The sequence below is a fragment of the Kineococcus anabasis genome, from assembly GCF_054590795.1.
Genome location: NZ_BAAIHU010000006.1, coordinates 263,639 through 290,105, shown reverse-complemented (window position 1 = coordinate 290,105; position 26,467 = coordinate 263,639). Strand labels below are relative to the sequence as shown.

Sequence of the window (26,467 nt, the reverse complement as noted above, 5' to 3'; positions counted from 1 at the left end):
TCCTAGAGGAGCTGCTCGTTGGACAGGACGCCCTCGATGAGCTCGGCCGCCTCGCGGGGGGCCGTCTCGGGCGAGAGCTCACCCGGCGGGTGGTAGGTCTGCTGGATGGCCCCGGTCACGTCCCCGTAGTACGGGGAGATGGGACGGGGGGCCGCCTCGACCAGGCCGGCCCGGATGGCTTCCCACATGGGGAACTGCTCGCGCACCTCCGGGTCCTCGAAGACCGCGGCGGAGGAGCCGGGCTCGCCGCCGGTCAGCATGTGCTCCTTCTGGCTCTCCACCGAGCGCAGGCAGCGCACCGCGTCCACCGCGAGGTCCTGGTAGCGGCTGAAGGCCCCGATGCTGAGGCCGGCGCCGCCGATGGGCGTGGCGGCGGGGAGGTCCTCCTCCACCCGGGGGTAGGTCGCCCAGGCGACGTCCTCGCGCCACCCCGCGGGGAGGATGCCGGACTCCTCCGCGGCGGCGATGGCGTTCCAGACGTAGGGCCAGTTCACCATGAAGGCGCCGTCGTCCTCCTGGAAGGCGGCGCGCGAGGTCTCCTCGGCCGCGGTGCTCAGCGCCGCGGGCGCGGCGTCCGAGCTCGCGATCCGCGTGATGATCTCGGCCGCCCGGCGCCCGGCCGGGCTGTCGACGGTCGCCCCGACCGCGTCGGCCTCGGCGCCCTCGGCTGCGGGGTCGAGGATGGTGCCGCCGGCGGACTCCACCAGCGCGTTGACCCACACCATGAGGCTCTCGTTGCGCTGCCCCTGCACCGCGACGGTCGTCCCCGTCTGCTCCGCGGCGTCGATGAGCTGGTCCCAGGTGACCGGCTCGCTCATGTCCAGACCGGCCTCCTGGGCGACCGACTTGCGGTACCAGAGGAGCTGGGTGTTGGCGTAGAAGGGGGCGCTGTACATGGTGTCCTCGTACAGGGACTGCCGCAGCGGGCCCTCCAGCACGTCCTCGGAGAACTCCTGCTCCTCCTCGGCGGTGAAGGGGCGCAGGAAGCCCGCCTCGGCCAGCTCCGCCATGTAGGGCGGGTCGAGGCTGAGGATGTCCATCGAGGTGTCGTTGGCGGCCAGGCGCCGCAGGATCTGCTCGCGCTGCCCGGCGGCGTTGTTGGGCAGCTGCACGGTGCGGATGTCGTAGTCCTGCGCCTCGTCGGAGCAGCGCTGGCCGATGGGTGCGTCGAAGGCGTTGTTGATGTACCACGTGAGCGTCGGCACGCCGGTCCCGACGTCCTGGCCGCCGCAGGCGGTGAGGCCCGAGGCGGCGAGCAGGGCCGTCGCGGCGGCGAGCGCCCGGCGGCGTGCGGGTGGTGACTGGCTGGTGGCTTCGTGGTGCTCCGGTGCGCGCGTGGGCTCCACCGATCCTCCTGGCTTGGTCCGGTCGTCGTCGTCCGTGTCCCCACCGTGGAGCCGGCCGTTCGCCCGTACAGGGCAAGATCACCGGCCAGGTGTTGGCATAGCGTGCTCCTGTCACCGACGCAGCGCCACATTTGCCGGGAGAAGTTTCTCATCGTTACCAATCTTCAACACAATGTGATCGAAAGTGGGGGTGTGCCCGGTTTCCCGTCGCCCACCGGGGGAGAGGCGCACGCCACGCCGGGTGAGGGGCGGAACCCGGGGCCGCCGCGGGCGTCGGTAGGGTCGCGACCATGCCGAACATGACGACGGCCGGGCTCGTGATCCTGGGCGCCCTGGCGGGGATCTCGCTGTGGGGCCTGCTCACGTCCAAGCCCGGTGACGTCGCCCGCCAGCAGTGGTCCGGCATCGTGGCCCTGGCCTCCGTCATCGGCATCGCGATCCTCGTCCTCGTGGAGGGCTGAGCCCCCGCGCGGGCCCCGGTGGGGAGGTTTCGTGGAGCCGCCCGGGCAGATGACGCGAAGCCCCGCCGCGCCGGCAGGGGGAGCCGTAGCGTCCGGACCACTTCCGACGATGGAGTGGACATGGTGGACGACGACACACACCCGCGACCCGCGGCGACCCCCGGCAGGCTGGCCCTGCTCGCGCTCGTCTGGAGGGTCGCCGGCGACCCCGACGTCCCCGCGCCCAGCCGTCGCCGCGCGCGGCGGCAGGCGGTGCGCGAGTACCTCCTCAGCCGCCACCCCGACCTCGACCGCTACCGCGGCACGCTCCTCGGCGACGACGTGAGCGCCCCCGCGCCCGGCCCGGCGCCGGTGCCCGTGCACCGCTTCGTCCGCCCGCTCGACACCCTGCCGGCGGCCTCCGACGCTCTCGTCCGCGGCGCCTCCTCGCCCGTGGCCTGACCCCGCCCGCACCGGCCGGGCCGCTCGGCGCCTCGCGCGCGGCCCGGCGCGCCGTACCCTCCTGGCATGTCGGCCACCCAGGGGGGCCGGGAGCCGGGGACGGAGCCCGACGACGGGCCCGGGCGCGGCTTCGAGGTGACGGTCCACCCCCCGCCCGAACGTGGTGAGGTGGTCCTGCGGCGCGGGGACCGGGCGCTGCTCGTGGCGGCGGCGGCCGCCGCGCTGCTCGCGGCGGCCACCGGCGCCGTCTCCCTCGTGCAGCAGCGCGGTCAGCAGGAGCGGGCCGCGCTGCACGGCGCCTCCGCCGAGTACCTCGGGCGCAGCGGCGCCCTCCTCGACGCCCTCGCCCGGGTCGACCACTGCGCCGCGGACCTGCCCCGCACCCCCGCCGTGCGCGAGGCCTTCGACCGCGAGGTCGCCCACCGCACCGCCGGCGCCCGGCTGGCCCTGCTCTCCGGCCCCGCCGTCCGGCAGCGGGTGCAGGCCGCCGACGCGGCGCTCGAGGAGGAGCTGGACCGCCTGTACGCGCAGGTGCAGGCACCGCCCGCGGCGACGGCGGACCCCGGGAGGGAGCCCGCGCCGTGCGAGGTGGAGGGGCTGGGGCGCCACATCGGCGTCTGGAACGCCCGCCTCCAGCTGGAACGCGTCGCCGAGGTCGTGCGCGAAGGGGGAGCGGGACGCTGACGAGCCCGCCGCGCACGGGCGATGGTGCCGTGTTCTTGCAAGCTTTGCAGGGGGCTTTCCGCGGAGGGCGTCTGCGGGTTACCTTCGCCGCAGCCGCTCACCGTCGAGAGGATCGCCGTGCGCACCTCCGTGCACCCCCGCCCCACCCGTTCCCGTCTGCGCTCCTCCGGCGTGGCCACCGCCCTGGTGGCCCTCGCCCTCGCCCCCGTCGCGCCCGCCGCCGCGGACCACTCCGCCGCGCCCGCCCGCGTCAGCCTCATGGGCTCCCTGCAGCCCGCGCTCGGCTGCGCGACGGCGTGGGACGAGGCCTGCACCAGCAACGACCTGGCCCCCGTGCCCGGCAGCCCCACCCGCTTCCAGCTCGTCGCCGACGTCCCCGCCGGCACCCACGAGTACAAGGTCCGCCTCGACGGGTCCTGGGAGCAGAGCTACGGCTGGGGAGCGGCCAACGCCCCCCTCGTGCTGCAGGCCCCGGCGAAGCTGCGGTTCACCTACGACCACGCCACCCACACCGTCACCGTCGCGCCGGCCGCCGCCCAGCCGGGACTGCAGGAGGCCGACGGGAAGCTCGCCCGCGCCTCCCTGCGCGAGGACCTCACCCGCGAGCGGTTCTACTTCGTCATGGCCGACCGGTTCGAGAACGGCACCGCCGCCAACGACTACGGCGGCTACGCCCGCGACCGGCTCGCCAGCGGGTTCGACCCCACCTCCAAGGGCTTCTACCACGGCGGTGACCTCAAGGGCCTCACCGACCGCCTGGACTACATCAAGGGCATGGGCACCACGGCGATCTGGCTGACGCCGTCCTTCAAGAACAAGCCCGTCCAGGGCACCGGCTCGAACGTCTCCGCCGGATACCACGGCTACTGGATCACCGACTTCACCCAGATCGACCCCCACCTCGGGACCAACGACGACCTCAGGAAGCTCGTGGACGAGGCGCACGGCAAGGGGATGAAGGTCTTCTTCGACATCATCACCAACCACACCGCCGACGTCATCGCCTACCGCGAGAACACCGGCGCCTACGTGACCAAGGCGAAGGAGCCGTACCGCGACGCCGCGGGCAACCCCTTCGACGACCGGGACTTCGCCGGGAAGGACACCTTCCCCGCCCTCGACGCGGAGAAGTCCTTCCCGTACACGCCGTTCTTCCCGAACCCCGGCGACGCCACGGTCAAGGTCCCCGAGTGGCTCAACGACCCCACGCTCTACCACAACCGCGGCGACGCCCTCTTCAACGGCGGCGAGTCCGACCTCTACGGCGACTTCTTCGGCCTCGACGACCTGTTCACCGAGCAGCCGAAGGTCGTCGACGGCATGGCCGACATCTACAAGGCGTGGGTCGACTTCGGCATCGACGGGTTCCGCATCGACACCGTCAAGCACGTCAACACGGAGTTCTGGCAGGAGTTCGCCCCCGCCATCGAGCAGCACGCCGCCGCCAAGGGCAACCCCGACTTCTTCTCCTTCGCGGAGGTCTTCGACTCCAACCCGCGCAACACGTCGAAGTTCACCACGACGGGCCGGCTCCAGGGCGCCCTGGACTTCCCCTTCCAGAACCGCGCGCAGGGGTTCGGCAACGGCCGCCCCACCACGGAGCTGCGGGACCTGTTCGCCGACGACGACCTCTACACCGACGCCGACTCCAACGCGTACTCCCTGCCCACGTTCCTCGGCAACCACGACATGGGCCGCATCGGCAGGTTCCTCACCGACGGCGGCGCCACCGGCGAGGAGCTGCTCGAGCGCGACCAGCTCGTGCACTCCCTGATGTACCTGACCCGCGGGCAGCCGGTCGTCTACTACGGCGACGAGCAGGGCTTCACCGGCGACGGCGGGGACCAGGACGCGCGGCAGGACATGTTCCCCTCCAAGGTCGCCACGTACAACGACGACGACCTCATCGGCACCGACGCCACCACCGCGAGCTACAACTTCGACACCAAGCACCCGATGTACCGCTGGATCAAGGACCTGGCGGAGCTGCGCGAGAAGCACCCCACGCTCGCCGACGGCGCGCAGATCCACCGCCACGCCGACACCGGTGAGGGCGTGTACGCCTTCAGCCGCATCGACGACCGCGACGACGTGGAGTACCTCGTCGCCGTGAACAACTCCGAGCAGGCCCGCACCGTCACCCTCGACACCGCGCAGGGCCGCGAGCGCAACCTCAAGGCCGTCTGGCCCGCGGGCACGAAGGACGTGCGGACCGGCGCGGACGGGCGCGTCACCGTGCAGGTGCCCGCCCTGTCTGCGGTGGTGTGGAAGGCCACCGGGTCGCTGCCGAGGACCAAGGCGGCACCCGTGCCCACCTCCACCACCCCCGCGGTGCTCGGCACCACCGGCGGGCGCGCCGAGATCGGCGTCGACCTGCCCGGCAGGGGCCTCAACCAGGTGACGTTCGCGGCCCGTCCCGCCGGCACCGAGGAGTGGACCGTCCTCGGCACCGACGACAACGCCCCCTACCGCGTCTTCCAGGACGTCTCGGCGTTCGCGCCCGGCACGTTGCTGGAGTACCGGGCCGTCGTGAAGGACCACTCCGGCCGCCTCGCCGCGAGCGGCACGTCCGCCACCGTCGGCACCGAGAGGCCCGCCGGCCCCGAGGAGGGCGGCGACGGGACGCCCGTGACCCAGCCGGGCGCCGTCGCGGTCGCCGGCACGGTGGACTCGGAGCTGGGCTGCGCCGCGGACTGGGAGCCCACCTGCGAGCAGGCGCAGATGCGCCTGGACCCGCAGGCGCAGGTGTGGACCCTCACCGCCGACCTGCCCGCCGGCAGCTACTCCTACAAGGCCGCGATCGACCGGGCCTGGACGGAGAACTACGGAGCGGGCGGGGCCCGGGACGGCGGCAACATCGCCCTGGACCACCCGGGCGGGCCGATCACGTTCGTCTACGACCACAAGACGCACTGGATCACCACCACCTCCGACGGCAAGCTCGTCACCGCCCCCGGAACCCACCAGAGCGAGCTCGGCTGCGCCGCGGACTGGGCGCCGGAGTGCCTGCGGCCGTGGCTGCAGGACCCCAACGGCGACGGCACCTACACGTGGGTGACCACGGCCATCCCCGCGGGCAGCTACGAGACCAAGATCGCCCTGGGCCGGTCGTGGGACGAGAGCTACGGCGACGGCGGTCAGGCCGGTGGCGCGAACATCGCCTTCACCGTCCCGGCCGACGGGGCCCGCACCCGGTTCTCGTACGACTCGGAGACCCACCGGCTCACCATCACCAGCGCCAGGGCCTGACGCGCACCGCACCCCGAGCACGAGGCAGGGCCCCGCAGGCACCGTCCGCGGGGCCCTGCCCGTGTGTTCCGCCGACGCCGCGGCGGCGCTGCGGTACTGTCCGGGACCGGGAACCGGCCGGGACCGTCCCCACGACGTGGGTGGTCCCACCACGGTGGAGACGGGAGCGCGGACGTGGGCGCAGGGTCGGCACCTCGCGAGCTCGGGTCGTTGCGCGACCTGGCGCTGCACCTGTCCCCGGTCGCGATGCTCACCGTCGCCTTCCCCCTCGCCGCCTGGCGCATCGGGGCCGCGGAGGCCGGCGGGGTGCCGCTCACCGCCCTCCTCCTCGCCACCTCGCTCACCGTCCCCTGGCTCAGCCAGGCCGTGTGCACCCCCCTGTACCGCGGCCTCGGTGCCCTCCTGCCGGGCGGGGACCACCGGGCGCTGGGGGAGAGGTTCTGCGAGGTGTGGCCCTGGATGTTCCTGCAGTCCCTCGCCGCGGTCCTCGTCCTGGCCGTCCCCGTGCACCTCGTGCTGCGCTGGCCGGCGGGCGCCGCCGCGGCCTTCCTGACCCTCTGCGTCCTGCACGTCGCCTTCACCCAGGCCCTCGTCCTGACGAACGTGACCCGCCGCCGCGACCGCTGGGCGCTGGCCTGGGCCGCCTACGCCGCCGCGCTGCTCGCCGCGCCCACCGCGTGGTTCCTGCCGCCGGTGGCCGGCCTGCTGGCCCTGGCCCCGGCCCTGCGCCCGCACCTGCCGCGCCTGCGGCACGCCGAGCGGGCGCCGCTCGCCGACACCGCCCGCGACCTGCTCCGCGGCCTGCTCCTCGGCGCCGTGCTGTGGGCGGACAAGGTCGTGTTCCTCCTCGTCGCCGACGGGCGGCTCCCCGTGACGGTGGTGTTCGTGGCGCTGCTGCCCACCGTGGTGGCCACCAACCACTACTTCGTGCGCCTGGCGCCGGCCTTCGACGCCGCCGTGCTGCGGGTCCGGCAGGCGATGGAGCACGAGCCGTACCGGGTGCTCGCGGTGCGCTCGGCGGAGCTGTCCGCGACGGTGCGGGGAACCCTGGTGCGCACCGCCGCCACCGGGGCCGCGCTCACCGCCGCCGAGGTCGCCGCCGTGGCCGTGCTGGCACCCGGGTGGCTGCCGCTGCTCGCCGCCGTGGCGGTCGCGTCCTGGGCCTTCCTGGTGCTCTCCGTGCTCTGCTACAAGATCGACTACATCGGTGAGCGGGGCACCGCGCAGCTCCTCGGGGCCGTGCACCTGGCCGTGTGCGCCGTGGCGTTCGCGCTGGCCCCCACCGCTCCCGCGGCCTATGCGTGGATCGCGCTGGCGGAGGCCGCCGTCCTCGTCGTCGCCGTGCGCCTGTGCCTGCGCCACTGGCAGGACGCCGAGTACACCTTGTTCTGGCGGCACGCCACCGCCTGGTGAGACGGGGAGCACGGTGCGGGGGAAGGCGGTGCGACGGGACGCGGTGAGGGACAGCGGCGCAGGCCGCGGGGCGGAGGAGGAGGCGCAGGTGCCCGACGACGGCGCCCCCGGCGCGGGGTCCCCCCCGCCCGGCGCCCCCCGCGGCGAGCCGCCCGTCGACGTCGCCCTCGTGCTGGAGTCCACCTACCCGTACCTGCGCGGCGGGGTGTCCGCCGTGGTGCACGACATCGTCCGCAGCAACCCCGACCTGACGTTCGGCGTCGCCCACCTCACCTGGGACTCCACCTGCCCGGCGGAGGACCTCTACGGCGTCCCGCCCAACGTCCGCTGGGTGCGGCGGCGCTTCCTGTCCATGCAGGAGCACCGCGCCGGGTTCCTCGACCTGCGCCCCGCGGACCTGCGCATGCGGCGCTCCGGGCGCGCCGCGCTGGCCCGGCGCCTCTACGACGCCCTGGCCGCGATCGCCGCCGGGGACCCCGCGGAGTTCTGGCGGCTGCACGACGAGGGCATGGACCCCACCGAGCGTTCCTACCCCCTGTGGGCGCTGCTCGGCACGCGCGAGTTCATGGCGGCCACCCGTGACCGCCTCGCCGGGCTGGGCCTCTCCCTCACCGACACGTTCTGGCTGCTGCGGGAGTTCTCCTCGCTGTCCTACGCGGTCCTGGGCGCCGACGTCCCGCCCGCCCGCGTCTACCACGCGCACACCACCGGCTACGCGTCCCTGCTGGCCGCCGCCGCCGCCCGCCGGCACGCCGGCACGTTCCTGCTCACCGAGCACAACCTCTACGTCCGCGACACCGTGAACACCCTGCGGGGACGGGACCTGGCGCTGCCCGTCACGGCGCGCGACCACCTCGACCCGGCGCTGCCGCCGCGGCAGCGCGCCTGGATGTCGTGGTGGATCGAGATGGGGCGCCTGTGCTACCCCAGCGCGGAGGCCGTCACCTACCTGTACCCGGGCGCGGTCACCGAGGCCGCCGACCTCGGGGCGCCGCTGGAGCGCAGCGTCGTCATCCCCAACGGGGTCGTCGTCGAGGACTTCGCGGCCGCCGCCGCCCGCCGCCGCGACGCCCTGCCGGGTCTGCTCGCCGCACAGGCGGGCACCGACGGGCACCCGGACGGGCACCCCGACGGGCACCGGACGTGGCGTCTGGCGCACATCGGCCGGGTCGTGCCCATCAAAGGCCTGCCCGACCTCCTCGAGGCGCTCGCCCTGCTCCTGCGCGGCGGGCGCACCGACGTGCACCTCGACGTCCTCGGGCCCACCGACCACGACCCCGCGCACGCGCAGCTGTGCCGCGCGCGGGCCGCGGAGCTCGGCCTCGCACGGCACGTCACCTTCCACGGTCCCGTCGACGTCCGCGACGCCCTCGGCGACGTGGACCTGCTCGTGGTCTCCAGCCACAACGAGGGCCAGCCGGTCGTCGTGCTGGAGGCCATGAGCGCCGGGGTGCCCGTCGTGGGGACCGACGTCGGCGGCATGGCCCAGCTCGTGGCCGACCCGCTCACCACCCCCGCCGGGCACACCTGGGGGCCGTGCGGCGTGCTCGTCCCCCCGCGCCGGCCGGACGCCCTGGCCGGTGCGGTGGAGGAGGTCCTCGCCGACCCCGCCGGCTACGCCCGCATGGCGCGGCGGGCGCAGGGCCGCGTGCGGGACTTCTTCCAGCTGCGGGACGCGATGGCCGCGTACAACCGCCTGTACCGCGAGCTCGGCGGGCTCGGTGCCGCGCCGCCCCGCACGCTCCTGCCCGCCCCGGCGGGGGAGTCCGGCACCCCGCCCGGCGCGGCCGCCCTGCGACGGGCCGCGAGGCCGAGGATCCCCGGCCCGCACGCCGGGCCCTGACACCTCCGGGCGCCGAGACCGCAGGGCCCTGACATCTTCCGGGCGCCGGTCCGCGGGCCGCCGTCACCGGCCTGCCGAGCGCAGGAGCACTCCCTCGTGCGGCGCCAGCCACACCCGCTGCGGTGCTGGCCGGTCCCCGGCGTCCAGCAGACCCGGCGGCACCGGGCACGCGGCCGCGGCGCCACCGTCCCCGAGGTGCACCGCCGCCCAGCCGCCGGAGAACGCCCGCACCCAGCACGGCCCCTCCCGGCGGGGTGCCTCCCGCGGCGCCCCCAGGTCCCAGCCGAGCTCCGGGACCCACGGCGTGCCCGAGTGCTCGTCGCGACCGGTGGCGGTCATCGCCCCGCCCGCCCCGCCGCCGAAGACCCAGAACGCCGCCAGGCCGTAGCGGAAGTTCGGGTGGGTGTCGCTGCCGTCGGTGGCCGTGCGGAACAGCGTCAGGCCCGGGCCGGGGACCTGCGGGGCCTGCGCCAGCGCCGTGGGCGGGTCGAGGAACTCCCGCGGTCCCCACGCCAGCCACACCTCCTCCAGGCCACCGCCGAACGCGGCGTGCCGCTGCCAGCGGCCGGGCTCGCGCCGGGACTCGGCGATGTTCGGGACCAGCAGCGAGCCCACCGCGTTCAGCGCGGCGCCCGCGCGCGCCACGAGCTCCTCCAGCCCGGCGCGCACGTCCGCCATCGTGTACCCGCCCGCCAGCGGCGGGTCGATGCCGTAGTAGTCGTCGAAGACGTCGTTGTCCGCCAGGACGCCGTCCCAGCGCGAACCCGCGACCTCCGCCACCACGTTGCGGCACCACCGCTCCCGGTAGGCCGCGTCCCACACCGCCATCTGCCAGTGCCCCGGGTAGGAGCGCCACTGCACGCGGCTGCCGTCGCGGCGCCGGGCGAACCAGCCGCCCCCGGCCTCCTCCGCCTCGGCGTGGGAGACGCCCGAGGTGAACACCGGCCCGGGCTCGTAGTCCCGCGTGGAGGACAGGCACTTGTACGCCAGCACCGTCATGTCCGGCCGGGCGTCCTTGAGCCGGTGCAGGACGTGCGTCTCCCACGGCTGGAGCACCGCCACCCGGTAGTGCGCCACGGCGAACGCCACCTGCGCGTCGTCGACCGGCCCCCCGTTGCGCAGCCACAGCCCGCGCCCGGTGGGGCCCGGGGCGCTCAGCCCGTCCAGTTCATCTCGTCCGGGTGCGCGCCGACGCGGCCGTCGCGGTCCAGCCCGGCGAGCTGGGCGAGCTCGGCGGTGTCGAGCTCGAAGCCGAACACGTCGATGTTCGCGGCGATGCGCTCCGGGGTGACCGACTTCGGGATGACCACGTGCCCCTGCTGCAGGTGCCAGCGCAGCACCACCTGCGCCGGGCTCACGCCGTGCGCCGCGGCGATCGCGCCGATCACCGGGTCGCCGAGGACGTCCCCGCCCGAGGCCAGCGGGCTGTACGCCTCGGCCACCACACCGAGCCGGCCGCACTCCTCGCGCAGCGGACGCTGCTGCAGGTAGGGGTGCAGCTCGACCTGGTTCACGGCGGGCACCACGTCGGTCTCCGCGCGCAGGCGCCGCAGGTGGTGCGGCTCGAAGTTGGACACGCCGATCGCCCGGGCCCGGCCGTCGGCGTAGATCCGCTCCAGCACCCGCCACGTCTGCACGTACAGGTCCTGCGCCGGGACGGGCCAGTGGATGAGGTACAGGTCGACGTGGTCGAGGCCGAGGCGCTCCAGGCTGGCGTCGAAGGCGCGCAGCGCCCGCTCGGCGCCCTGCTCGGCGTTCCAGAGCTTGGTGGTGACGAAGAGCTCCTCGCGCGGCACGCCGGCGGCGGCCAGCGCGCGGCCGACCCCGGCCTCGTTGCCGTAGACCGCGGCGGTGTCGACGAGGCGGTACCCCGCCTCCAGGGCGGTGGTGACGGCTGCGGTGGCCTCGTCGTCCGGCACCTGCCAGACGCCCAGGCCGAGCTGCGGCATCTCCACGCCGTTGTTCAGGGGAACCCTCGGGACGGTGGACATGGTCGCCGACCGTAGTGGAGGGCGGAGGACCACGCGCGGCGGGCGCCTGCGCGTGGACGAGGTGGTGACGCCGGACCGGGAGCGCCTCTCGGCACACGGCCGCTCGTAGCGGCTTCATCAAATGGGACCCGGGGCTACCGCGGCCCGACGCCACCCCCAGTGTAACCACCGGGGAGCCGGGCCCGCCCCTCCGCGCCGCTCAGCGGCCCTCGTCGCCCTCCCGCCAGCGCCGCGCGGCGGCCTCCAGCTGCTCGGCGGTGCGCACCAGCCGCGCCGCCGAGCGCGTCAGCGCCGTCGCGGCGTCCGGTCCGCCCCGGCCCGCGTCGCCGTCGCCCCGGCGGGTGGCGGCGGGCACCTCGTCGGCGTGGTGCGCGCGGCCCACGGCCAGGACGCGGCAGAAGGCGGCGGCGCGCTCGAAGGTGACGGCCAGGTCCCCGCCGGCGACCCCGGACAGCACGGCGTCGACGAGCTGGACCACCTCCGCCGGGCCCGGCGGGTCGGCGACGCCGGCGACCACCTCGTGCACCGGTGCGCGCTTGCGACCCTCGTGGAACTGCCGCGCCACCGAGGTGGCGTCCGCGCGCACCCAGGTGCGCAGCGCGTACAGCCGCCACAGGGCGCCCGCGAGGGAGTCCGGTGGGGCGTCGGCCCACAGCGAGGCGAGCAGGTCGATGCCCTCGTCCTCGGCGAGGGAGACGATCCGGCGGGTCACCTCGGCGTCGGCGGCGGAGCGGGCACCGTGCACGAGGGCGGCCGCGACGGCGTGGGCGGCCTCCTCGCGCTCGGCGGGGTCCAGACCCCCGGCGAGGTCGGCCAGGGCGTCCGGGCCCCGCAGCACGGGGCGGTGGTGACGTCGTGCGTCGTTCGGACGGGGCACCCGTCGATGCTCGCACGGGCCCGGCCCGGCGCCGGTGCGGGGCCGGCGTGCGGGCGGGGATCAGAAGCGGAACGGCGGGGGAGGGGGCGTCAGCGCCGCGCGGGGGCAGTCCTGCAGCCGCAGGCCCCCGTAGCCGAGGGCCTCGTCGCACAGCGACTCCACCGACCAGCCCAGCGCGCTGCCCGCCGCCGTGACCGTCACGCGGAAGACGGTGACCTCGTAGCGGGTGGGCGTGCCGTACGCCACGTGCAGGCGGCCCACCGGCACGGCGCCGCCCGGTGCCGCGGGGGCGTCCCACTGGCGGTCGAAGCGGGTCCACAGGCTCGGCTCGGCCTGCCAGGTACCGCCGGCGTGCACGTCGCGGTCGGCCAGCGCCGCGAGGATCGCGCGGGCCTCGTCCTCGGGCACCACCGCGGCGGGCCGGATCACCTCCGAGACCTCGCCCGCGGCGTGCGCGGCGGCGCCGCTGTGCTGCTCTGCCACGTCTGCTCCCGTTCCCCGGCGGTCCCCCGCGCGTTGCATCGGCGTTACCCCCTGCGCCCTTGAGGAACCCCCGCCGACCCCGGGAGGTGCACCGGGAGCAGCCACCCGACTGCGCAGGGTGATGCGACGCGCCGGAACGACGACGCGCCGGGGTGCTGGTTCCCGACTGGGCCGTGCGGCATGATGGCCCGGCGAACGAGATACGTGTCACACCGTCGACCGTGCACCCGGTCCGTCCGCTGCGGTGAGGTCGTTTTGGGGAAGGCGCCCTCACACCGACGCAGAGGAGGAACGCATGTCCGGTGCGACGACCCGTGGCGTGCTCTTCGTGCACTCCGCACCGCGTGCGCTGTGCCCGCACATCGAGTGGGCCGCCAGCGGTGTCCTCGGCATGCGCGTGGTGCTCGACTGGACGCCGCAGCCGGTCGCGCCGGGCTGCCAGCGCACGGAGCTGATCTGGCAGGCACCCGCCGGCACCGGCGCGCGCCTGGCCTCTGCCCTGCGCGGCTGGGCGCACCTGCGCTTCGAGGTCACCGAGGAGCCCAGCGCGGGTGTGGACGGCAGCCGGTGGAGCCACACCCCCGCCCTCGGCATCTTCCACGCCACCACCGACGTCCACGGCAACGTCCTCGTCCCCGAGGACCGCATCCGGGCCGCCCTCGAGCTCGGCGACTCCCAGCGCTGCCGCGACGCCCTCGCCCTGGCCATGGGCGACCCCTGGGACGCGGAGCTGGAGCCCTTCCGCTACGCCGGTGACGGCGCGGACGTGCGCTGGCTGCACCAGGTCGGCTGAGCCGGGCGCCCCGCGACGACCAGAGCCCCGCTCCTCCTCGTCGGGAGGTGCGGGGCTCTCGTCCTGCCGGGGGGCGCGGTGCGCCCGCGATCAGCCCGCCGTGCGGAAGGCCAGGCTCGCGTTGTGGCCGCCGAAGCCGAACGCGTTGTTCAGGGCGACGAGGTCGCCCGTGGCGGGCAGCGGGCGCGGGTCCTTGCGGACCACGTCCAGGGTGACCGCCGGGTCCAGGTCGTCGATGTTGATGGTGGGCGGTGCGACCCGCTCGCGCAGGGCCAGCACCGTCAGGACGCTCTCGACCGCGCCGGCGGCGCCGAGCAGGTGCCCGGTCATCGACTTCGTGGCCGAGACCGCCACGCCGTCCAGCGCCTCGCCGAGACCGGCCCGCAGGCCCTGCACCTCCGCGATGTCGCCGATCGGGGTCGAGGTGGCGTGCGCGTTGACGTGCACGACGTCGGCGGGGGTCAGGTCCCCGGTGCGCAGGGCGTCGCGCAGCGCGCGGGCGGCTCCGGCGCCGGTGGGCTCCGGCGCGGTGATGTGGTGGGCGTCGGCGGACAGCCCCGCCGAGACCAGCTCGGCGTGGACGCGCGCCCCGCGGGCACGGGCGTGCTCCTCCGCCTCCAGCACGAGGATGCCCGCGCCCTCGCCCAGCACGAAACCGTCCCGGGAGCTGTCGAACGGCCGCGAGGCGTGCTCCGGATCCTCGTTGCGCTGCGACATCGCCCGCATCGCGGCGAAGGAGGCGATGGGCAGCGGGTGGATCGCCGCCTCCGTGCCGCCCGCGATCACGACGTCGGCGCGACCGGTGCGGATCATGTCCAGGGCGTAGGCGATGGCCTCCGCCCCCGAGGCGCAGGCGCTGACGGGGGAGTGGGCGCCCACACCCGCCCCGAACTCCAGGCTCACCGCCGCGGTGGAGCTGTTGGCCATGAGCATCGGCACGGTCAGGGGCAGGACGCGCCGGGCGCCCTTCTCGCGCAGGGTGTCGTAGGCCGTCAGCAGGGTCCAGATGCCGCCGATGCCGGTGCCGATGACCGAGCCGAGGCGGTCGCTCTCCACCTCGGGGCTGCCGGCGTCCCGCCACGCCTCGCGGGCGGCGATCACCGAGAACTGCGCCGAGGGGTCCAGGCGCTTGGTCTCCTGCCGGTTCAGCACCTCCACCGCAGGCTGCGCGGCCTGCGCGGCGAAGCGGATCGGCAGGTCGTACTGCTCCATCCAGTCGGCCTCGATGGGCCGGGCCGCGGAGCGGCCCGCCAGCGCGGCCTCCCAGGTGGACGCCACGTCTCCACCCAGGGGCGTCGTGGCGCCGAGCCCGGTCACGACGACGCGCCGTGGGGTTGCGGTCATGGTCGGTCAACTCCTTCACGAGCGGTCAGCGAGAGGGGGACACAGCGGGGGCGCCGCCCACGGGCGCCGGTGCGGGGAGGCCGGGGCCGCCACCACCCGGTGCCGGCCCCGGACCGGGTCAGCCCTGGGCCTGGGAGATGTACGAGACGGCGTCGCCGACGGTCTTGAGGTTCTTGACGTCCTCGTCCGGGATGCGGACGCCGAACTTCTCCTCCGCGTTCACGACGATGGTCATCATCGACAGGGAGTCGATGTCGAGGTCCTCGGTGAAGGACTTCTGCGACTCGACGCTGTCGGTGGGCAGGCCGGTCTCCTCGTTGATGATCTCCGCGAGACCGCTGAGGATCTCCTGCTCGCTGGCCATTCGCTCTCCTTCTGTCGCTGGCCGGACCGTGGTGGTCCCGCCGTGGGCCCGGCCCGCGGGGACGCGGGCCAGGAGCTCGTTCCGGGCCCGCCGCGGCGGGCCCGCTGCTGCGCCGCGCGCAGCGCCGGTCAGGGCAGCCGGACGACCTGCGCCGCGTACGACAGCCCGGCGCCGTAGCCGATGAGCAGGGCCAGGCCGCCGGAGGGCGCCTCGCCGTCCGCCAGGACCCGCTCCATCGCCAGCGGCACGGACGCCGCCGACGTGTTGCCCATGTCGGTGATGTCCCGCGCGACGTGCACCGTCTCCGGCAGCTTCAGCTGCTTGACCATCGCGTCGATGATCCGTGCGTTCGCCTGGTGCGGGATGAAGGCGTCGAGGTCCTCCGCCCGCACCCCCGCCGCGTCCAGCGCGCGCTGCGCCACCGGCGCCATCTGCCACACCGCCCAGCGGAACACCGTCTGCCCGGCCTGCTCCAGGTACGGCCACGGCGCGGCCCCGGCCCGGTCCTCGCCGGCCTGCGGGGTGGCGGCCGCCTCCACCGCCACCTGCTCCGCGCCCGCGGCACCCGGGCGCAGGTCCAGCCACGACACCTTCGAGCGGATCGCGTCGGCCTGGCCGCCGTCGGAACCCCACACCGTCGGGCCGATGCCCACCTCGTCGGAGGCGCCCACCACCACCGCGCCCGCACCGTCGGCGAAGAGGAACGCGGTGGAGCGGTCGTGGATGTCGGTGAAGTCGGACAGCTTGTCGACGCCCACCACGAGCACGTTGCGGGCCGTGCCGCCGCGCACCAGGTCCGCCGCCAGGGCCACGCCGTGGCAGAAGCCCGCGCAGCCGGCCGAGACGTCGAACGCGGCCGCCGGGGTCGCGCCGAGGCGGTCCGCGAGGACCGCCGCGGCCGCAGGGGTCTGCAGCGGGTAGGAGACCGTCGCCAGGACGACCGCGTCGAGGTCCTGCCCGGACAGGCCCGCCGCGGCCAGGGCCTTGGCGGCGGCGTCCTCGGACATCTCCACCACGCCGACGTCCGGTGCCGCCCAGCGGCGGGTCACGATGCCGGTGCGCTGGCGGATCCACTCGTCGGAGGAGTCGATCCAGGTGCACACCTCCTCGTTGCCGATCACGCGCGGCGGGCGGTGCGCGCCCACGCCGAGGATGCGCGCCTGCCGGGTCGGCGTCGTGCCGATGCGCACGGGGCCGCTCACAGGGCACCCGCCGGGGCCGTGGCGCCCTGCGCGCCGGGCACGGCCGCGCCGTGCTCGGCGATCAGCGCCCGGGCGCTCTCGAGGTCGTCGGGGGTCTTCAGCGCCAGCACCTCCACACCCTTCAGCTGGCGCTTGGCCAGGTTGGTCAGCGTGCCCGCGGGCGGCAGCTCCAGCAGCGCCGTGACGCCCAGCTCCGCGAAGCGCTCTGTGCACAGGTCCCAGCGCACCGGGCGGCTGACCTGCGCCACGATGCGGCGCAGGACCTCCGGGCCGTCGGTGAGGACGGCCCCGTCGGCGTTGGAGACCACCGGGGTGCGCGCCGGCTGCGGCCGGAGCGCGGCGGCGTACCCCGCGAGCACCTCCACCGCGGGAGCCATGTGCTCGGTGTGGAAGGCGCCCGCCACCTGCAGGGGCACCACCCGGGCCCTCGCGGGCGGGTCCGCGGCCAGCGCCGCCAGCGCCTCGGCGGTGCCCGCGGCCACGACCTGCCCGCCGCCGTTGGCGTTGGCCGCGGTCAGCCCGTGCCGGGCGAGGGCCCCGGCCACCTCGGCCGGATCACCCCCCAGGACGGCGCTCATGCCGGTGGGCGTCACCGCGCTCGCGGCGGCCATGGCCCGGCCCCGCTCGCGCACCAGGACGACCGCCTGCTCGGGGGTGAGGACCCCCGCGGCGGCCGCGGCGGTGATCTCCCCGACGGAGTGGCCGCTCGTCACGGCGGCCGGCAGCGGCGCGCCCGGCGCCACGAGCTCCCCGAGGACCGCCAGGCCGCTCGCCACGATCAGCGGCTGCGCGACGGCGGTGTCGCGGATCGTCGCGGCGTCGGACGTGGTGCCGTGCGCGACGAGGTCGAGACCGGCGACGGCGGAGAGCCATCCCAGTCGGGTGGCGGAGCCGGGCAGCTCCAGCCACGGGGCGAGGAAGCCCGGGGCCTGCGAGCCCTGTCCCGGGCAGACGATGACGAGCACGGACCCAATCTCCCCTGCCAACGAGCGCCGACGCGGTCACGACGCTCACGAGTTTTCAGCCGCGTGGTTGTGCGGATCCTACAAACACCCGGGACCGGCGCAGCCCCACCGCGCGGCGGGCGGCCCCACCGCGGGCCCCGCGGCGGGCCCTCAGCGGACCGGGGCGCGCGGCGCCGGGGGCGCGGCGAGCCTGCCCAGCACCAGCGCCGTCTGCAGCACGAACCGCTCCCGCGGCGACGTCGGGGTCCATCCGCACACCTCGCCCACCCGCCGCAACCGGTACCGAACCGTGTTGGGGTGCACGAACAGCGCCCGTGCGCAGGCCTCCAGCGACGAGCCGTGCTCCAGGTACGCGGTCAGCGTCTCCAGCAGGGCCCCCTGCGCCTGCTCCAGCGGCCGGTGCACGCGGTCCACCAGCGCCCGGCGCGCGGCCACGTCACCGGACATCGCCCGCTCCGGCAGGAGGTCGTCCGCCAGCACCGGGCGCGGCGCCCCCGGCCAGGCCCGCGCCGCCACCATGCCCGCCAGCGCCGCGCGCGCCGAGCGGGCGGCCAGCGGCAGCGCCGCCACCGGTGGGCCCACCACCACCGGCCCGCCGCCGAACGCCGAGCCGGCCAGCTCCTCCGCCACGGCCAGCGGGTCGGCCGGGCCGCCCAGCACCACCACCAGCCGCTCGCCCTGCACCCCGATGAGGCAGTCCCCGCCGGCGCCGCGCACCACGCGCCGCACCCGCCGCACCAGGCGCCCCTCGTCCCCCGCGCCGCCGCCGTCGCCGAGCGCGACGGTGCCCACGACGACGCTGGCCGCCGCGTCCAGCCGCCAGCCCAGGGCGACCGCGCGGGAGGACACCGTCTCCTCCGCGTCCCCGCGCAGCACCGCGTCCACGACGAGGGCCTCCAGGCGCGCGTCCCACGCGCCCCGGGACTCCGCGGCCCGCGCGTACACCCCCGCCGCGCCGAAGGCCACCTCCCGGGAGTAGCGCAGCAGCGCCTCGCGCACCCGCGGCAGGTCCTCGGGGTCCACCACCGCGTCGACACCCTCCTCGCACACGGTGATCGCGGTGCGGACCAGCTCCACCGTCTGCTCCAGGGTCACCGCGCGCGTCAGCTCCCGGGGGGCGGTGCCGAAGACGTCCGTGCCGGCCACCGGGACCGCCTCGGGGTCGCGCAGCCAGCGCATGAAGGAGGCGAAACCGGCCTGCGCGACCAGCGCCACCCAGGAGCGCTCGCTGGGGGGCAGCGCCCGGTACCAGGGGAGGGACTCCTCCATCCGGGAGGCGATCGCCGAGCCGAACGCGCCGCGGGCGGCCTCGAGCCGGCGGAAGGTCCCCTCCGACAGCGAGGTGCGGGCCGGGTCCACGGGCGGGCAGCGTAGTGCGGGCCGCCGGCCCCTCCCGGGCCCACCCCGCGCGGTGCCCGGCCCGGCCGGGAGGGGAGGGGCCGCTGTCACCCACCTGGGCTAGTGTGCCGAGCGTCGGCCACCCGCCGCGCACGAGCCACCGACCCGCACCGACCGACCGCACCGACGGAGCACGACACCGCAGAGGTACCGACGAGAGCGTCGTCGCGCACAGCCGCGGCTCCCGCGGGGCGACGGCGACGGAAGGGGACGCATGGGACTGCTCGACCGCCTGCGCCGCAGGTCCGCGCCGCAGGGCGAGACCGCGGCCACGGGCACACAGACCCCCGGCACGCGCGAGCTGAGCCGGCTGAAGCGGCGGGGTGAGCCCCCCGGGGCCCCCGCACCGGCCGTGTCCCGCGCCACCGAGGCCACCCTGCGGGACGCGCTGCGCGAGGACCCCAACGACGAGCAGGCCTTCGGCGAGCTGGCCGAGACGGTGCGCCGGCGCGCGGCGGAGGGGCACGAGGCGGAGCAGACCGGCGACCCCCAGCGCGCCGCCGACAACGCCGTGTGGGCGCTGGCCGAGGAGCTGGCGCAGAGCCCGAGGGCGTGGCGGCCGCTGCTGGAGCTGGCACGGCTCTCCGTCGGGGACGACCACGACGCGGCCCTGCGCCGCCTGGGCATCGCCGCCGAGCGCGACAGCACCGGCCGCGCCCTCGCGGAGGGGCTGGCCATCCTGCGGGAGGCGGGCCTGCCCGACGAGGCACTCAGCCTGGGGGTGGGGCACTGGCGCCCCCGCGAGCACGACGTGGAGGCGGGCCGGCACCTCGTGGCCGCCGCCGTCGACTCCGGCCGCCTCGGTGAGGCCCGCCGCCACCTCAGAGCCCTGTCCGACCACCCCGACAAGGGCCGGGTCGCGCCGCTGCAGCAGGAGCTGGAGCGCCTGATCGCCGAGGCGGACCGGGCCCGGCGCTGAACGGGACCGCCTCCCCGCCGCACGCACACCCCGCACACGCAGGACGGGCCGGTCCCCCCGGGGGGACCGGCCCGTCCTGCGTCTCAGCGCCGGGTCAGGACTCGCCGCCGGCGTTGCCGGAGCGGCCGGCGCGCACGTCGTGCAGCTGGTACTTCTCGATCGCGTGGCCCGGGGCGCGCCAGTCGCCCTCGCCGCGCTTGGCGATCATCTCCAGCGCCCGCACCACGATCGAGGGGCCGTCGATGTGGAAGTGCCGCCGCGCCGCCGCGCGGGTGTCGGACAGGCCGAAGCCGTCCGCGCCCAGGGACGCCCAGTCGTTCGGCACCCAGTTGCGGATCTGGTCCTGCACCGCGCGCATGTAGTCGCTGACCGCGATGACGGGGCCCTGGGTCTCCTGCAGGCGCCGCGTCACGTACGGCACCCGCGCGTCCCGGCCCGGGTTGAGGAAGGCCTCCTCCTCGCACTCGACGGCCTCGCGGCGCAGCTCGTTCCACGACGTCACCGACCACACGTCGGCGGCCACGCCCCAGTCCTCGCGCAGCAGCTGCTGGGCCTCCAGCGCCCAGGCCACGCCGACGCCCGAGGCGAGCAGCTGCACCCGCGGCCCGTCGCCGGTGGCCACCGAGATGCGGTGCATCCCCTTGAGGATGCCCTCGACGTCCACGTCCGCCGGCTCCGCCGGCTGCACCATCGGCTCGTTGTAGACGGTGAGGTAGTAGAAGACGTTCTCCGGGTTCTCCCCGTACATCCGGCGCAGGCCGTCGCGCACGATGTGCCCGAGCTCGTAGCCGTACGCCGGGTCGTAGGTGACGACCGCCGGGTTCGTCGACGCCAGCAGCGGGGAGTGCCCGTCGCCGTGCTGCAGGCCCTCACCGGTCAGGGTGGTGCGCCCGGCCGTCGCGCCGATGAGGAAGCCGCGGACCATCTGGTCCCCGGCCAGCCACAGGGCGTCGCCCGTCCGCTGGAAGCCGAACATCGAGTAGAAGATGTAGATCGGCACCATGGGCAGGGCGTGGGTGGCGTAGGAGGAGCCGACGGCCGTGAAGGCCGCGGAGGCGCCCGCCTCGTTGATGCCGACGTGCAGGATGCGCCCGTCGGTCGCCTCCTTGTACGCCAGCATCAGGTCGCGGTCGACCGAGGTGTACGTCTGCCCCTGCGGGTTGTAGATCTTCAGCGTCGGGAAGAGGGAGTCCATCCCGAACGTGCGCGCCTCGTCGGGGATGATCGGCACGACGTGGGTGCCGAACTCCTTGTCCTTCATGAGGTCCTTGAGCAGGCGGACGAACGCCATGGTGGTGGCGATCTCCTGCTTGCCCGAGCCGCGCTTGACGACCGCGTAGGACTCCTCGCCCGGCAGGTGCAGGGTGCCGCCCTGCCCGCGGCGCTGCGGCACGGCCCCGCCGAGGTCGGTGCGGCGCTTGCGCAGGTACTGGATCGTCTCGTCGCCGTCGCCGGGGTGGTAGTACGGCGGCTGGTACGGGTCGCGCTCCAGGTCCGCGTCGGAGATCGGGATGCGCAGGCTGTCGCGCAGGAGCTTGAGGTCCTCCAGCGTCAGCTTCTTCATCTGGTGGGTGGCGTTGCGGCCGGCGAAGTGCGGGCCGAGGGCGTAGCCCTTGATCGTCTTGGCGAGGATCACCGTGGGCTGGCCCGTGTGCTCCGCCGCCGCGCGGTAGGCCGCGTACACCTTGCGGTAGTCGTGGCCGCCGCGCTTGAGGCCCCAGATCTGCTCGTCGGTGAGGTTCGCGACCAGCTTGGCGGTGCGCTCGTCCCGGCCGAAGAAGTGCTCGCGGATGAAGGCGCCGTTCTCCGCCCGGTACGTCTGGTAGTCCCCGTCGGGGGTGCGGTTCATGAGGTTCACCAGCGCGCCCTGCGCGTCGGCGGCCAGCAGCGGGTCCCACTCGCGGCCCCACACGACCTTGACGACGTTCCAGCCGGCGCCGCGGAAGAACGCCTCCAGCTCCTGGACGATCTTGCCGTTGCCGCGGACCGGGCCGTCGAGGCGCTGCAGGTTGCAGTTGACGACGAAGGTGAGGTTGTCGAGCTCGTCGTTGGCGGCGATGTGCGCCAGGCCGCGGGCCTCCGGCTCGTCCATCTCCCCGTCGCCCAGGAACGCCCAGACGTGCTGGGAGGAGGTGTCCTTCAGGCCGCGGTTGTGCAGGTACTTGTTGAACTGCGCCTGGTAGATCGCGTTGATCGGCCCCAGGCCCATCGAGACGGTGGGGAACTCCCAGAAGTCGGGCATCAGCCGCGGGTGCGGGTAGGAGGAGAGCCCGCCCCCGGGGTGGGAGACCTCCTGGCGGAACCCGTCCAGCTGCTCCTGGGAGAGGCGGCCCTCGAGGAAGGCGCGGGCGTACACGCCGGGGGAGGCGTGCCCCTGGATGAAGATCTGGTCGCCGCCGCCGGCGTGGTCCTTGCCGCGGAAGAAGTGGTTGAAGCCCACCTCGTACAGCGTCGCCGAGGAGGCGTAGCTGGAGAGGTGCCCGCCGACGCCGATGCCCGGGCGCTGCGCCCGGTGCACCATGATCGCGGCGTTCCAGCGGATCCAGGCGCGGTAGCGGCGCTCGACCTCCTCGTCACCGGGGAACCAGGGCTCCTGCTCCGGGCCGATGGTGTTGATGTAGTCGGTCGCCGTGAGGCTGGGGACGCCGACCTGCCGCTCCCGCGCACGCTGCAGGAGCTGGAGCATCAGGTACCGGGCGCGGTTCTGCCCGCGCTCGTCCACCACGGCGTCGAGGGAGGCGAGCCACTCCGCCGTCTCGTCCGGGTCGATGTCCGGCAACTGGCTCGGAAGGCCGTTGAGGATCGGCCCCTGGGAGGCCGAGCCTCCCCTCGAGCCTGCTTCGTCGCGTCTGGCCACGGTCGTGGTCCTCCCGCTGTCGCTGGTCGGCGCCCCCGCGGTCCGCGGGAGCCACCCGCATAGGCTAGGCCGCTGTGCTCACGACTGTCCTTCAGGTCCGCACCGGAGGCTCACAGCGCGTCGTCGACCTGACCGCGGAGTGCTCCTCGTTCGTCTCCGGGGGCGGTGACGGCCTGCTCAACGTGTTCGTCCCGCACGCCACCGCCGGGGTCGCCGTCCTGGAGACGGGGGCCGGCAGCGACGAGGACCTGCTGCGGCTGCTGGCCGAGCTCGTCCCCGCCGCCGGGCCCGGCGGGAAGGGCTGGGTGCACCGCCACGGCACCCCCGGGCACGGCCGCGACCACGTGCTGCCCGCGCTGGTGGCCCCCACCGCCACCGTGCCGGTCCTGGGCGGGCGCCTGGCCCTGGGCACCTGGCAGAGCGTGTGCCTCGTCGACACCAACGTCGACAACGCCGAGCGGCAGGTGCGGCTGTCGTTCCTGCGCGGCTGAGGCACCCGGGGACGACCGCCGCACCCGCCCGGACCGCCGCCTCAGCCGGTGGGGACGCGGTGGGCCCCGGCGTAGACGTTCGCCGACGGGGGTCGCACGAACCCCAGCAGCGTCATGCCCGCCGCCCGCGCCAGGGACACCGCCAGCGACGACGGGGCCGAGACGGCCACCATCGCGGGGATGCCGGCCAGGGCCGCCTTCTGCACCAGCTCGAAGGAGGCGCGCCCGCTGACCACCAGGACGTGCCCGCGCAGCGGCAGCCGCCCCTCCCGCAGCGCCCAGCCGACGACCTTGTCCACGGCGTTGTGCCGGCCCACGTCCTCCCGCACGCACAGCGCCTCCGCGTCCGCGCCCTGCACCCGGAACAGCCCCGCGGCGTGCAGCCCGCCGGTCCGCTCGAACGCGCTCTGCGCCTGCCGCAGCCGCCCCGGCAGCTGCGCCACCAGCGCCGGGGGCAGGACCAGCGGGTCCGCGGCCACGTCGTGGCGGCCGCGCCGCCGCACGTCCTCCACGCTCTGCGTGCCGCACACCCCGCACGCGGACGTCGTGGCGAACGTGCGCGCCGGGACCCCCGCCGCCAGCACCGACCCGGGGGCGGGGGTGACGTCCACCACGTTGTAGGTGGGCAGGCCGTCCTCGCCGGTGTCGGTGCAGTGCCGCAGCGCCCGCACGTCCTGCGCGGTGTGCAGCAGGCCCTCGGCGTGCAGCAGGCCCAGGACGAGGTCGAAGTCGTCGCCGGGCGTGCGCATCGTGACCGTCAGGGCCTCGCCCGCCACGCGCACCTGGAGCGGCTCCTCCACCGCCAGGGCGTCCTCCCGGGGCGCGGCGGCACCCGCGTCGGTGTCCAGCCGGAGCACCCGCACCCTCGTCGTCACCCGTCCCACGGGCTCCACCCTCGCCGACCACCCGTCCGGGCGCACGGGCAGCCGTCCACCGGGGCGAGAGGTGGCGCAGCACCTTGCGCCGTGGTGGGATCTTCTAGTGCACTACGTTGACCGGACGGGTCGTCACCGGCGACGGCCCTCGGGAGACACGGGAGTTCCGACGGCGTCGGGACCAGGACGAAGGGCGAGGACTCGTGGGTGCGACCGCGGACCCTGCGGCTGATCAGACCGCGGTGGCCAAGCTGGGCTTCAAGCACGGCCAGGTGGTGCAGGAGCTCGGCTACGACGAGGAGGTCGACGAGGTCTTCCGTGCCGCCGTCGAGTCCGCCATCGGGGGCGAACTCCTCGACGAGGACGCCGACGAGGTGGCGGACGTCGTCATCTGCTGGTTCCGGGACGGCGAGGGCGACCTCGTCGACGCCCTGGTGGACTCGGTGACGAACCTGGCCGAGGGCGGCATCGTGTGGCTGCTGACGCCGAAGAAGGGCCGCCCCGGGCACGTGCCCGCGGACGAGATCGAGGAGGGCGCGCCCACCGCCGGCCTGCACGCCACCACCAGCGTGAGCGCCTCCGCGGACTGGGCGGGCACCCGCATGACCACCCCGAAGGGCTCGCGCCGCTGAGATGGGCGGCACCCCGGCGGTGCTGCCCGTGGGCAGCGCCGTCCCGGACGTCGGGCTGACCGACCAGCACGGCCAGCGGCTGCGCTGGTCGGAGCTGTGGCAGGGCCAGCACGCGCTGCTGGTCTTCTACCCCTTCGCCTTCTCCCCGCTGTGCACGGGGGAGCTGGACGACCTCGCGGCGGGCATCGGCGGGTTCGACGCGCACGGCGTGCAGCTCGCCGGGATCTCCTGCGACCCGGTGCCCTCGCTGCGCGCGTTCTCCGACGCCCGCGGCTACCCGTTCCCGCTGCTGTCGGACTTCTGGCCGCACGGGGCGGCGGCCCGGGCGGCCGGCGTGTTCGACGCCGCCCGGGGCCTGGCGCTGCGCGGCTCCCTGCTCGTCGGGCCGGACGGGACGGTGCGGTGGTCCCTGGTGCAGGACACCGGCCGGGCACGCCCGCACGAGGTGCACCGCGCGGCGCTGGGGGCGCTGGCCCGCGGCTGAGCCGGCGCGGACCCCGGCGAGCCGCAGCGGCCCGGGACCCGCAGGCCGTACCTTTGCCTGCACCACACCTCGGCACGAGGGCCTGTAGCTCAGCTGGTAGAGCACCGCGCTTACACCGCGGGCGTCGTCGGTTCGAACCCGGCCGGGCCCACCGCGCACCCCCTAGGGTGCCTGGGGTGAACACCGACCCGGCGGGCGGCACCCCCCTGCTGCGCGACGTCCTCGCCGTCCTGGAGGAGCTCTACCCCGCGCGCTGGGCGCAGTCCTGGGACGCCGTCGGTCTGGTCTGCGGCGACCCGGACCAGCCGGTGCGCCGCGTCCTGCTCGCCGTCGACCCCGTCGCCGAGGTCGTGGACGAGGCCCTGGCGCGGGAGGCGGACCTGCTGCTGGTGCACCACCCCCTGCTGCTGCGGCCGGTGACGTCGGTGGCGGCCACCACCGCCAAGGGCGGCGTCGTGCACCGGCTCATCCGCGCCGGCTGCGCGCTGCACGTCGCCCACACCAACGCCGACGCCGCCTCCCCGGGGGTCTCGGACGCCCTCGCCGCCGCCGTGGGCCTGCGGGACCTGGTGCCGCTGCAGCCCCTGCCCGCCGAGCCGGGCGACACCCTCGTCACCTTCGTGCCCACCCCCGACGCCGAGCGGGTCCTCGACGCGGTGAGCGCCGCGGGCGCCGGGCGCGGGGGGAACTACGAGCGCTGCGCGTTCACCTCCGAGGGCACCGGCACGTTCACCCCGCTGCCGGGGGCGGACCCGGCGATCGGGCGGGTGGGGCGGCGCGAGCACGTCGCGGAGACCCGGCTGGAGGTCACCGTCCCGCGGGCCCTGCGGGTGCCGGTCCTGGCGGCCCTGCGGGCGGCCCACCCCTACGAGGTGCCCGTCGTGACGTTCACCGAGCAGACCGGGCCCGACCCGGTGCTCGGCATCGGCCGGGTCGGGACGCTGCCCGCGCCCGTGCCGCTGCGCGAGCTCGCCGCCACCGTGGCCCGCGCCCTGCCGCCCACCGAGCAGGGGGTGCGGGTCGCCGGGGACCTCGACGCGCCCGTCTCCCGCGTCGCGGTGTGCGGCGGCTCCGGCGACAGCCTCTTCGCCGAGGTCCGCGCCAGCGGCGCCGACGCCTACCTCACCGCCGACCTGCGCCACCACCCCGCCTCCGAGGCCCGCGAGCACCTCTCCGGGCGCCCCGCGCTCCTCGACGTCGCGCACTGGGCCAGCGAGTGGCCGTGGCTGGCCGACTGCGCCCGTCGGCTGCGCGAGGGGCTCGCCCGGCGGGGCTCTACGGTGGGGCTCCACGTGTCCACCACGCGCACCGACCCCTGGGCGGCGCGCGTCCCCAGCCGAGGAGAGTGACCGGCG

The 26,467-nt window shown here is 75.6% G+C and carries 24 protein-coding genes and 1 tRNA gene; 13 read left to right on the top strand and 12 right to left on the bottom strand.

Annotated features, from left to right (window positions below; translation table 11 throughout):
- Positions 1 to 2 precede the first annotated feature (2 nt).
- On the bottom strand, positions 3 to 1,346 hold the full coding sequence (locus tag ACYQBY_RS10140) for an extracellular solute-binding protein (RefSeq protein ID WP_459643730.1): 1,344 nt from the start codon (positions 1,344 to 1,346) through the stop codon (positions 3 to 5).
- Between the two features lie 290 nt (positions 1,347 to 1,636).
- On the opposite strand from ACYQBY_RS10140, the gene ACYQBY_RS10135 reads away from it, so the two are divergent.
- The 6 genes from ACYQBY_RS10135 (at position 1,637) to pelF (ending at position 9,437) form a co-directional block, all read left to right on the top strand.
- Positions 1,637 to 1,807: a hypothetical protein gene (locus tag ACYQBY_RS10135; RefSeq protein ID WP_459643729.1), complete on the top strand. Its 171-nt coding sequence runs from the start codon at positions 1,637 to 1,639 to the stop codon at positions 1,805 to 1,807.
- Positions 1,808 to 1,927: 120 nt separating this feature from the next.
- Positions 1,928 to 2,248 carry a hypothetical protein gene (locus ACYQBY_RS10130; protein WP_459643728.1) on the top strand — a complete coding sequence of 107 codons (321 nt, stop codon included), beginning with the start codon at positions 1,928 to 1,930 and terminating at the stop codon, positions 2,246 to 2,248.
- A gap of 66 nt (positions 2,249 to 2,314) precedes the next feature.
- Complete coding sequence (locus ACYQBY_RS10125) at positions 2,315 to 2,932, top strand: hypothetical protein (protein WP_459643727.1); 618 nt, start codon at positions 2,315 to 2,317, stop codon at positions 2,930 to 2,932.
- A 117-nt stretch (positions 2,933 to 3,049) separates the two neighbouring features.
- Positions 3,050 to 6,181, top strand: coding sequence for a pullulanase X25 domain-containing protein (locus ACYQBY_RS10120; protein ID WP_459643726.1), 3,132 nt, complete (start codon positions 3,050 to 3,052; stop codon positions 6,179 to 6,181).
- A gap of 174 nt (positions 6,182 to 6,355) precedes the next feature.
- Complete coding sequence (locus tag ACYQBY_RS10115) at positions 6,356 to 7,594, top strand: hypothetical protein (RefSeq protein WP_459643725.1); 1,239 nt, start codon at positions 6,356 to 6,358, stop codon at positions 7,592 to 7,594.
- An 88-nt stretch (positions 7,595 to 7,682) separates the two neighbouring features.
- Complete coding sequence (pelF, locus tag ACYQBY_RS10110) at positions 7,683 to 9,437, top strand: GT4 family glycosyltransferase PelF (RefSeq protein WP_459643724.1); 1,755 nt, start codon at positions 7,683 to 7,685, stop codon at positions 9,435 to 9,437.
- A 63-nt stretch (positions 9,438 to 9,500) separates the two neighbouring features.
- Here pelF and ACYQBY_RS10105 read toward each other — a convergent pair whose 3' ends face one another.
- The 4 genes from ACYQBY_RS10105 to ACYQBY_RS10090 all read right to left on the bottom strand — a co-directional run bounded on the left by ACYQBY_RS10105 (position 9,501) and on the right by ACYQBY_RS10090 (position 12,788).
- Positions 9,501 to 10,526: a putative glycoside hydrolase gene (locus tag ACYQBY_RS10105; protein ID WP_459643723.1), complete on the bottom strand. Its 1,026-nt coding sequence runs from the start codon at positions 10,524 to 10,526 to the stop codon at positions 9,501 to 9,503.
- Positions 10,527 to 10,591: 65 nt separating this feature from the next.
- Positions 10,592 to 11,428 carry an aldo/keto reductase gene (locus ACYQBY_RS10100; RefSeq protein ID WP_459643722.1) on the bottom strand — a complete coding sequence of 279 codons (837 nt, stop codon included), beginning with the start codon at positions 11,426 to 11,428 and terminating at the stop codon, positions 10,592 to 10,594.
- A 199-nt stretch (positions 11,429 to 11,627) separates the two neighbouring features.
- Positions 11,628 to 12,305: a hypothetical protein gene (locus ACYQBY_RS10095; RefSeq protein ID WP_459643721.1), complete on the bottom strand. Its 678-nt coding sequence runs from the start codon at positions 12,303 to 12,305 to the stop codon at positions 11,628 to 11,630.
- A 60-nt stretch (positions 12,306 to 12,365) separates the two neighbouring features.
- A complete protein-coding gene (locus ACYQBY_RS10090) occupies positions 12,366 to 12,788 on the bottom strand; it encodes a hypothetical protein (protein ID WP_459643720.1) in 423 nt (140 codons plus the stop codon).
- Positions 12,789 to 13,083: 295 nt separating this feature from the next.
- On the opposite strand from ACYQBY_RS10090, the gene ACYQBY_RS10085 reads away from it, so the two are divergent.
- On the top strand, positions 13,084 to 13,581 hold the full coding sequence (locus ACYQBY_RS10085) for a DUF3145 domain-containing protein (protein ID WP_459643719.1): 498 nt from the start codon (positions 13,084 to 13,086) through the stop codon (positions 13,579 to 13,581).
- Between the two features lie 90 nt (positions 13,582 to 13,671).
- Here ACYQBY_RS10085 and fabF read toward each other — a convergent pair whose 3' ends face one another.
- The 5 genes from fabF to ACYQBY_RS10060 form a co-directional block, all read right to left on the bottom strand.
- Positions 13,672 to 14,925: a beta-ketoacyl-ACP synthase II gene (fabF, locus tag ACYQBY_RS10080; RefSeq protein WP_459643718.1), complete on the bottom strand. Its 1,254-nt coding sequence runs from the start codon at positions 14,923 to 14,925 to the stop codon at positions 13,672 to 13,674.
- 118 nt (positions 14,926 to 15,043) lie between these two features.
- Positions 15,044 to 15,289: an acyl carrier protein gene (locus ACYQBY_RS10075; RefSeq protein WP_459643717.1), complete on the bottom strand. Its 246-nt coding sequence runs from the start codon at positions 15,287 to 15,289 to the stop codon at positions 15,044 to 15,046.
- Positions 15,290 to 15,417: 128 nt separating this feature from the next.
- Complete coding sequence (locus ACYQBY_RS10070; RefSeq protein ID WP_459643716.1) at positions 15,418 to 16,491, bottom strand: beta-ketoacyl-ACP synthase III; 1,074 nt, start codon at positions 16,489 to 16,491, stop codon at positions 15,418 to 15,420.
- Positions 16,488 to 17,456, bottom strand: a complete 969-nt coding sequence (locus ACYQBY_RS10065; RefSeq protein ID WP_459643715.1) for an ACP S-malonyltransferase — start codon at positions 17,454 to 17,456, stop codon at positions 16,488 to 16,490. The genes ACYQBY_RS10070 and ACYQBY_RS10065 overlap by 4 nt, the downstream gene beginning before the upstream one ends.
- Positions 17,457 to 17,606: 150 nt before the next feature.
- Positions 17,607 to 18,815 (bottom strand): PucR family transcriptional regulator, encoded by a 1,209-nt coding sequence (locus ACYQBY_RS10060; protein WP_459643714.1) that lies wholly within the window; start codon positions 18,813 to 18,815, stop codon positions 17,607 to 17,609.
- 253 nt (positions 18,816 to 19,068) lie between these two features.
- On the opposite strand from ACYQBY_RS10060, the gene ACYQBY_RS10055 reads away from it, so the two are divergent.
- Positions 19,069 to 19,773, top strand: coding sequence for a hypothetical protein (locus tag ACYQBY_RS10055; RefSeq protein WP_459643713.1), 705 nt, complete (start codon positions 19,069 to 19,071; stop codon positions 19,771 to 19,773).
- Positions 19,774 to 19,867: 94 nt separating this feature from the next.
- Here ACYQBY_RS10055 and aceE read toward each other — a convergent pair whose 3' ends face one another.
- Positions 19,868 to 22,630 (bottom strand): pyruvate dehydrogenase (acetyl-transferring), homodimeric type, encoded by a 2,763-nt coding sequence (gene aceE / locus ACYQBY_RS10050; RefSeq protein ID WP_459643712.1) that lies wholly within the window; start codon positions 22,628 to 22,630, stop codon positions 19,868 to 19,870.
- A 74-nt stretch (positions 22,631 to 22,704) separates the two neighbouring features.
- On the opposite strand from aceE, the gene ACYQBY_RS10045 reads away from it, so the two are divergent.
- Positions 22,705 to 23,121, top strand: coding sequence for a YjbQ family protein (locus ACYQBY_RS10045; RefSeq protein WP_459643711.1), 417 nt, complete (start codon positions 22,705 to 22,707; stop codon positions 23,119 to 23,121).
- Positions 23,122 to 23,162: 41 nt separating this feature from the next.
- Here the strand turns inward: ACYQBY_RS10045 and fdhD are convergent, their stop codons facing one another.
- Positions 23,163 to 24,005, bottom strand: coding sequence for a formate dehydrogenase accessory sulfurtransferase FdhD (gene fdhD, locus ACYQBY_RS10040; protein ID WP_459643710.1), 843 nt, complete (start codon positions 24,003 to 24,005; stop codon positions 23,163 to 23,165).
- Between the two features lie 194 nt (positions 24,006 to 24,199).
- Here fdhD and ACYQBY_RS10035 point away from each other — a divergent pair, with 194 nt between their 5' ends.
- From ACYQBY_RS10035 to ACYQBY_RS10020, 4 genes are all read left to right on the top strand, one after another.
- Positions 24,200 to 24,628 carry a DUF3052 domain-containing protein gene (locus ACYQBY_RS10035; RefSeq protein ID WP_459643709.1) on the top strand — a complete coding sequence of 143 codons (429 nt, stop codon included), beginning with the start codon at positions 24,200 to 24,202 and terminating at the stop codon, positions 24,626 to 24,628.
- A 1-nt stretch (position 24,629) separates the two neighbouring features.
- Positions 24,630 to 25,112: a redoxin domain-containing protein gene (locus tag ACYQBY_RS10030; protein WP_459643708.1), complete on the top strand. Its 483-nt coding sequence runs from the start codon at positions 24,630 to 24,632 to the stop codon at positions 25,110 to 25,112.
- 78 nt (positions 25,113 to 25,190) lie between these two features.
- Positions 25,191 to 25,263, top strand: a tRNA-Val gene (locus ACYQBY_RS10025).
- A 25-nt stretch (positions 25,264 to 25,288) separates the two neighbouring features.
- Complete coding sequence (locus tag ACYQBY_RS10020) at positions 25,289 to 26,461, top strand: Nif3-like dinuclear metal center hexameric protein (protein WP_459643707.1); 1,173 nt, start codon at positions 25,289 to 25,291, stop codon at positions 26,459 to 26,461.
- Positions 26,462 to 26,467: the final 6 nt, after the last annotated feature.

What these genes read in the sequence shown, in the direction of transcription:
- ACYQBY_RS10135 (WP_459643729.1), top strand. Translation starts at nt 1,637, where the DNA reads ATGCCGAACATGACGACGGCCGGGCTCGTGATCCTGGGCGCCCTGGCG.
- ACYQBY_RS10130 (WP_459643728.1), top strand. Translation starts at nt 1,928, where the DNA reads ATGGTGGACGACGACACACACCCGCGACCCGCGGCGACCCCCGGCAGG.
- ACYQBY_RS10125 (WP_459643727.1), top strand. Translation starts at nt 2,315, where the DNA reads ATGTCGGCCACCCAGGGGGGCCGGGAGCCGGGGACGGAGCCCGACGAC.
- ACYQBY_RS10100 (WP_459643722.1), bottom strand. Translation starts at nt 11,428, where the DNA reads ATGTCCACCGTCCCGAGGGTTCCCCTGAACAACGGCGTGGAGATGCCG.
- ACYQBY_RS10085 (WP_459643719.1), top strand. Translation starts at nt 13,084, where the DNA reads ATGTCCGGTGCGACGACCCGTGGCGTGCTCTTCGTGCACTCCGCACCG.
- fabF (WP_459643718.1), bottom strand. Translation starts at nt 14,925, where the DNA reads ATGACCGCAACCCCACGGCGCGTCGTCGTGACCGGGCTCGGCGCCACG.
- ACYQBY_RS10075 (WP_459643717.1), bottom strand. Translation starts at nt 15,289, where the DNA reads ATGGCCAGCGAGCAGGAGATCCTCAGCGGTCTCGCGGAGATCATCAAC.
- ACYQBY_RS10055 (WP_459643713.1), top strand. Translation starts at nt 19,069, where the DNA reads ATGGGACTGCTCGACCGCCTGCGCCGCAGGTCCGCGCCGCAGGGCGAG.
- ACYQBY_RS10030 (WP_459643708.1), top strand. Translation starts at nt 24,630, where the DNA reads ATGGGCGGCACCCCGGCGGTGCTGCCCGTGGGCAGCGCCGTCCCGGAC.